This window comes from Streptomyces sp. ID05-39B (assembly GCF_033794725.1).
Classification (GTDB): domain Bacteria; phylum Actinomycetota; class Actinomycetes; order Streptomycetales; family Streptomycetaceae; genus Streptomyces; species Streptomyces bobili.
This window is the reverse complement of sequence record NZ_JARGEF010000087.1, coordinates 23,294-29,526: the sequence shown is the minus strand read 5'-3', so window position 1 is coordinate 29,526 and position 6,233 is coordinate 23,294. Positions and strand designations below refer to the sequence as shown.

General features: G+C 68.7%; 6 protein-coding genes and 1 pseudogene. 6 read left to right on the top strand and 1 reads right to left on the bottom strand.

Translation table 11 applies throughout. The annotated features are described in order from the left end of the window. The first annotated feature begins 25 nt into the window (after positions 1-25). The 5 genes and pseudogenes from P1P75_RS20085 to P1P75_RS20065 all read left to right on the top strand — a co-directional run bounded on the left by P1P75_RS20085 (position 26) and on the right by P1P75_RS20065 (position 3,902). A pseudogene (locus P1P75_RS20085) lies at positions 26-249 on the top strand (SpdD protein). Between the two features lie 158 nt (positions 250-407). Beyond that, positions 408-1,712: a replication initiator gene (locus tag P1P75_RS20080; protein ID WP_319257266.1), complete on the top strand. Its 1,305-nt coding sequence runs from the start codon at positions 408-410 to the stop codon at positions 1,710-1,712. Next, positions 1,705-1,944: a helix-turn-helix domain-containing protein gene (locus P1P75_RS20075; RefSeq protein WP_319257260.1), complete on the top strand. Its 240-nt coding sequence runs from the start codon at positions 1,705-1,707 to the stop codon at positions 1,942-1,944. The genes P1P75_RS20080 and P1P75_RS20075 overlap by 8 nt, the downstream gene beginning before the upstream one ends. Beyond that, positions 1,944-3,176: a tyrosine-type recombinase/integrase gene (locus P1P75_RS20070; protein WP_319257258.1), complete on the top strand. Its 1,233-nt coding sequence runs from the start codon at positions 1,944-1,946 to the stop codon at positions 3,174-3,176. Before P1P75_RS20075 ends, P1P75_RS20070 begins: the two co-directional genes overlap by 1 nt. Before the next feature lie 546 nt (positions 3,177-3,722). Then, positions 3,723-3,902 (top strand): hypothetical protein, encoded by a 180-nt coding sequence (locus P1P75_RS20065; RefSeq protein WP_319257256.1) that lies wholly within the window; start codon positions 3,723-3,725, stop codon positions 3,900-3,902. Between the two features lie 80 nt (positions 3,903-3,982). Here the strand turns inward: P1P75_RS20065 and P1P75_RS20060 are convergent, their stop codons facing one another. Beyond that, entirely contained in the window at positions 3,983-4,744 is a 762-nt protein-coding gene (locus P1P75_RS20060) for a phosphoglyceromutase (protein ID WP_319257254.1), read from the bottom strand. Positions 4,745-4,930: 186 nt separating this feature from the next. Between P1P75_RS20060 and P1P75_RS20055 the strand changes: the two genes are divergently transcribed. Next, positions 4,931-6,211 carry an MFS transporter gene (locus tag P1P75_RS20055; protein WP_319257252.1) on the top strand — a complete coding sequence of 427 codons (1,281 nt, stop codon included), beginning with the start codon at positions 4,931-4,933 and terminating at the stop codon, positions 6,209-6,211. The last annotated feature ends 22 nt before the right edge of the window (positions 6,212-6,233 follow it).

Genomic DNA, 6,233 nt, shown 5'->3' with positions numbered 1-6,233 from the left:
ATTTTTTTTTTTTTTTTTTGTCGTCATCTTCAAGTTTTGTGATGTACCAGCACCCCGACCGACCAGGCCCCCGTCCCGGTCCGGCGCTCGCTCCCATCGGTGTCCATCGATCAGAAGACGGTCGCGGCCGTGCTCGTCGGCGGAGTCGTCCTCACCGCCCTCCTGGCCGCCGTCGCCATCACGGCCATCTCGGTCGCCGTCGCCGCCGTGGTCCTGCGCTCCCTGCTCCGCGACCACCACCGCCGGTGACCTGTCGCCAGACCGCCGGGGCGGCGTGACACAACCACGCGCCCGCCGCCCCGGCGCCCACCCCTCCCGAAGTGCCCATCAGAAGGAGAACCGCCATCTTCACCCGCGCCACCCCTCCACCACTCCCGGAACTCAGCGACCTCGCCGCAGGCGGCAACCTGCCCGGTATCCTCCGGCAGCTCTCCGGACTCGGCGGCTGCACCCACCCGATCCGCCTCGACGGCCACCGCACCGAATACGACGTCGACACCGCCACCGGCGAGATCGGCCGCGTCCTCCATCGCCTCGACTCGGGCGACCTCCCGGCCGGCCAACTCCTCGTCCGCTGCAACAACCGCCGTACGACCCGCTGCCCGGCCTGCTCCGAGGTCTACCGCCGCGACACCTTCCAGCTGATCACCGCCGGACTACGCGGCGGCAAGGGCACCCCGGAACACGTCGCCACCCACCCCCGTGTCTTCGCCACCTTCACCGCCCCCGGCTTCGGCCCGGTCCACAACCGCCGCACCGATGGCCGCCCCTGCCGCTGCGGAATCCGGCACGACCAGGAGGACGAGGCGCTCGGCACCCCGCTGAACCCGGACACCTACGACTACGAGGCCGCCATCCTGTGGAACGCGCACGCCGGTCCCCTCTGGCGCCGCTTCTCGACGTACGTCCGCCGCGAGGTCGCCAAGCGAGCGGGCCTCTCACAGCGCCGTCTCCGCGACCATGCCCGCGTCTCCTTCGCCAAGGTCGCGGAGTACCAAAAGCGCGGCGCGGTCCACTTCCACGCCGTCATACGGCTCGACGGCCCGACCGGCGGCGACACCCCACCCCCGGCGTGGGCAACCGCCGAGCTGCTCACCGACGCCATCGGCGCCGCCGCTGCCAAGGCCCGCGTCGACGGACCCACCATCAACGGTCGCGCTCATACCTTCGCCTTCGGCCGCCAACTCGACGTCCGGACCATCCGTTCCGCCGACTTCGACAGCGGCCAGGAGCTGACCGAACGGGCCGTGGCCGCGTACATCGCCAAGTACGCCACCAAGGGAGCGGAAACCGCCACGGGAGCACTCGACCGCCCGCTGAAGTTCGCCGCCGAACTCGCCCAGTTCGACATCAGCGAACACGCCCGCCGCCTCATCCGGACCGCGTGGGCCCTGGGCGCACGCAAAGACCTCGAACACCTCCGCCTGCGGGCCTGGGCGCACATGCTCGGCTTCCGCGGCCACTTCTCCACCAAGTCCCGCCGCTACTCCACCACCCTCGGCGCGCTCCGCACCGCTCGCGCCGAATGGCGACGAGCACAGGCAGCAGCGGTTACCGACGGCCTAGTCACCTCCGGAAATCCGGAGGTGACCACGACTCTCGTCCTCGCCCATTGGGTCTTCGCCGGAACCGGCCTCTCCGACGCCGAAGCCTGGCTGGCCACGTCCATCGAACCCGCCCCCGGAACCGAAGGAGAACCCACCCGTGGCTAGCCGACGCCTCGCCCTGGTCGACGTGGCCACGGAGCCGCGTCCCCTGCCCGCGCGGTACCTGACACCTGACGACTTGGTGGAGATGTTCGAGCTGCCCAGCGTTGAGACGGTCTACCAGTGGCGACGCAAGCGCACCGGGCCCCGTGGCTTCCGTGTCGGCCGGCATCTGCGCTTCGACCCGGCAGACGTTCGGGCTTGGGTGGACTCCCAGCGTGAGGGGGCGGCTGCCTGATGGCCGGACACATCCAAGACCGCTGGTACAAGACCGAGATCGGGCCGGACGGCAAGACCCGCAAAGTGAAGAGCGAGCGCTATGGCTCAGGCTCGCGCTACCGCGCGCGGTACGTCGGCCCGGACGGTACGGAGAAGTCCAAGAGCTTCCCCGACAGACAGAAGCGGCTTGCTGACCAGTGGCTCGCCCACACCGAGGCGGACATGGCACGCGGGCAGTACATCGACCCTCGTGCCGCTCGGGTCACCTTCCAGCAGTATGCCGAGACATGGGTATCCACTCAGGGGGCCGATCCGAACACCCAGGCTTCGATGGAGTCGCAGCTTCGGCTGCACGCCTTCCCGTACTTGGGATCGCGCCCGCTCGGCTCCTTCCAGCCTGCGCACATCCGTGACTGGGTGCGGCAACTGAGCGAGAACGGCATCCGGGGCTCGTACGCCCGCACCATCTACTCCAACGTGCGTGCCGCCCTCAGCGCTGCCGTGGACGACGGGCACCTTCCCCGGAATCCGTGTGCGGCTCGCTCCGTCCGGCCACCGGCCGTGGACGACAGTCGCGTCACTCCCTGGACACCGGAACGGGTCTTCGCTGTCCAGGCCGGCATGCCCCAGCGGTTCCGGGCCATGGTCGACCTGGGCGGCGGCTGTGGCCTGCGACAGGGCGAGATCCTCGGTGTGGCCGTCGACGCGATCGACTTCGCGTCGGACACGTTGCATGTGGTCCAGCAGCTCAAGCTGAGCCGCAGCAAGGCCGTCTTTGCCCCGCCCAAGGGCGGCAAGCTCCGGGACGTGCCGCTTCCTGGGCCGGTCGCTGATGCCCTGCGGGCCCACATGAAGCGGTTCCCGCCGGTCGACATCACCTTGCCGTGGAAGGTGGCGGACGGGCCTCCGGTGACCAAGCGGCTGATCTTCACCGGGCCGCGCGGTGGTCACGTCTGGCGGACGTCGCTCAACGAGGAGGCGTGGAAGCGGGCGCTTGCCTCTGCCGGGGTGATCCCCGAGCGGAAGCCTGGCGAGTCATACGCCGAGTCTCGCGAGAACGGCATGCACGCACTCAGGCACTTCTACGCCTCGGTGCTCCTGGACGCCGGAGAGAACATCAAGGCTCTCGCCGAGTACCTCGGCCACTCGGATCCCGGCCTGACGCTCCGGGTGTACGCGCACCTCATGCCCTCCAGCCAGGAACGTACGCGAAAGGCAATCGCTCAGGCATACGAAGAATTCGATGCGTAGATCTGGGCCCTACCCCCTGGAAGCTCTAGAAGAGAGCCTCAAGGCTTCCTTTCTCCCTCGGGAGGGAATCTTTCTGGCTAGCAAGAAAGCTAGCTGGCTAGCGGAAAGCGTGCAATCAGTGACGGGAAGTCTCCCTCACGAGGGAGACTTCCCGTCGTTCACCGGATGGAACGATTCGTTCCATCCATGGAATATCCGGATGCCGAGGAACGCCTCATGGATGTCAGGACACTTGAGGTAACGTCAGGGACTCTCAGATCACTCAGGGAGCCCCAACGAGCGGCAGCGGGCACAGAGAAGATGCCGGAAACTTGCGGAAACTAGAGAGAGTCATGAAGCCCCCGGAAAGCCTCACTGTCCCTGTTCCGTAGACGAACTGTCTACGGAACAGGGACAGCACCCGCATTCCAGCTGCACGTTTGTGGGACGGGTGGCTGCTATGGGAGAGTTCCAGCGCATGAGAATGCCGCCCGGACAGGGGCGGCATTCGTTTCCAATTCCGCGTTCGGAAGCCGTAACCAGGAACCGACCACAGAAGGAGGCAATATGGTCCCACGCGCAGGTGTCAGTGTCGACATCTGTCCCCGCGACTTGCCGATGGCGCTCATCGGCACAGCCGGCGGCGCGCTCGCCCTCTGGGCCGACACGCCCGCCGAGATCGCCGTCCCCGTGGCGCTGCTGATCGTCCTCGACATCCGGGTCCGCCGCTGGCGCCGTCCCACCTGACGGCCCAGAGACGGCCCAGCCCCACCAAAAAGCCCCCGCCCCGCGAGAAACTCGCAGGTCGGGGGCTTACCGGTGTCGCGTTACTTCTTCTTGCCCTGGTTCTTGACCGCCTCGATGGCTGCCGCTGCGGCGGCCGGGTCGAGGTAGGTGCCGCCGGGGGTGAGCGGCTTGAAGTCGGTGTCGAGTTCGTAGGACAGGGGGATGCCCGTGGGGATGTTCAGGCCCGCGATGTCGGCGTCGGAGATGCCGTCGAGGTGCTTGACCAGGGCGCGGAGCGAGTTGCCGTGGGCGGCGACCAGGACCGTGCGGCCGGTGAGGAGGTCGGGGACGATGGCGTCGAACCAGTACGGGAGCATGCGGACGACGACGTCCTTGAGGCACTCCGTCTGGGGGCGCAGCTCGGGCGGCAGGGTCGCGTAACGCGCGTCGTCGAACTGCGAGTACTCGGCGTCGCGGGCGAGCGGCGGCGGCGGGGTGTCGTACGAGCGGCGCCAGAGCATGAACTGCTCCTCGCCGAACTCGGCGAGCGTCTGGGCCTTGTCCTTGCCCTGGAGGGCGCCGTAGTGACGCTCGTTCAGGCGCCAGGAGCGGTGGACCGGGATCCAGAGTCGGTCGGCGGCCTCGAGGGCCAGCTGCGCGGTGCGGATCGCGCGCTTCTGGAGGGACGTGTGGACCACGTCGGGCAGCAGGCCGGCGTCCTTGAGCAGCTCACCGCCGCGGACCGCCTCCTTCTCGCCCTTCTCGTTGAGGTTGACGTCCACCCAGCCGGTGAACAGGTTCTTCGCGTTCCACTCGCTCTCGCCGTGGCGGAGGAGGATCAGCTTGTACGGTGCGTCGGCCATGGCTATGAGCGTAATCCAAGGTTTTGGGGGCCGGTGCCCGGTGCCCGAGGAGCGGACAGCCGGCGGAGAGGCCGGTGGAGAGGCCGGTGGACAGTTGACGGGATCTGTTAATTGAGTGGTCGCCGCAGCAGGCCCCCTCGTAAGTTCTAGGCACCGCCAGCGCCGCTTACATCCGGGGGATCTGTCATGTCGTCCGTCGTCTCCGTCAGATCCTTCCGACGTGCCGCCCGGGAGACCGTCTCCGGGCTGCCGGGCGAGTTCTGGTGGCTGTGGACCAGCACCCTGGTGAACCGGCTCGGCGCTTTCGTCGCCACCTTCATGGCGCTGTATCTGACCCTCGACCGCGGCTACTCCGCTTCCTACGCCGGTCTCGTCGCCGCGCTGCACGGGCTGGGCGGGGTCATCTCGTCCCTGGCCGGCGGGGTGATGGCCGACCGGCTGGGCCGGCGGCCCACGATGCTCGTCGCGCAGACCGGCACCGCACTGTCCGTGGCGGCTCTCGGCTTCGTGCACCACCCGCTGGCCATCGCCGGTGTCGCCTTCCTCGTCGGTATGGCCTCCAACGCCTCCCGGCCCGCGGTGCAGGCGATGATGGCGGACATCGTGCCGCCCGAGGACCGGGTCCGGGCGTTCTCGCTGAACTACTGGGCCATCAACCTCGGCTTCGCCATCTCCTCCATGGGCGCCGGGTTCATCGCCGAGTTCAGTTATCTCGCCGGGTTCCTGATCGAGGCCGGTATGACGCTGGCCTGCGCGATCGTCGTCTTCCTCAGGGTGCCCGAGTCCCGCCCGGAGCAGGACGGCAAGAACATGACGACCAGCACGCAGGAGGCCGTAGGGCTCGGGACCGTGCTGCGTGACCGGCGGTTCATGGGGGTGGTCGGGCTGTCCTTCCTGGTCGCGTTCGTCTTCCAGCAGGGGGCGGTCGGCCTGCCGGTGGCGATGGGCGCGGCCGGCTTCACCCCGGCCGACTACGGCATGGCGATCGCCGTCAACGGCGTCCTGATCGTCGCGCTCCAGATCCCCGTCACCCGGTTCATCCAGCATCGCGATCCGGGCCGGCTGCTGGTGATCTCGTCGCTCCTCGCCGGGTACGGCTTCGGGCTGACCGCGTTCGCCGGTTCGGTCGGCCTGTTCGCGCTGACGGTCTGCGTGTGGACCCTTGCCGAGATCGTCAACGCGCCGACCCAGACCGGCCTGGTGGTCCGTCTCTCCCCCGTGCACGGCCGCGGTCGCTACCAGGGCATGTACTCCATGTCGTGGGCGGTGGCCGCGCTCGTCGCCCCGCTGACGTCCGGCGTCGTCATCGACCGGTACGGCGCGGAGTGGCTGTGGGGCCTGTGCGCGGTCGTCGGGACGGTGGCGGGCGTCGGGTACGCGCTGCTGATGCGGGGCCTGCCGGCGGAGGAGGCCCTGGCCGGCCGCCCCGCAGCGGCGAAGGCGGACGTAGAGGTCGGCGCGGCCTGACGAGACGTGGACGTCGGCTCGG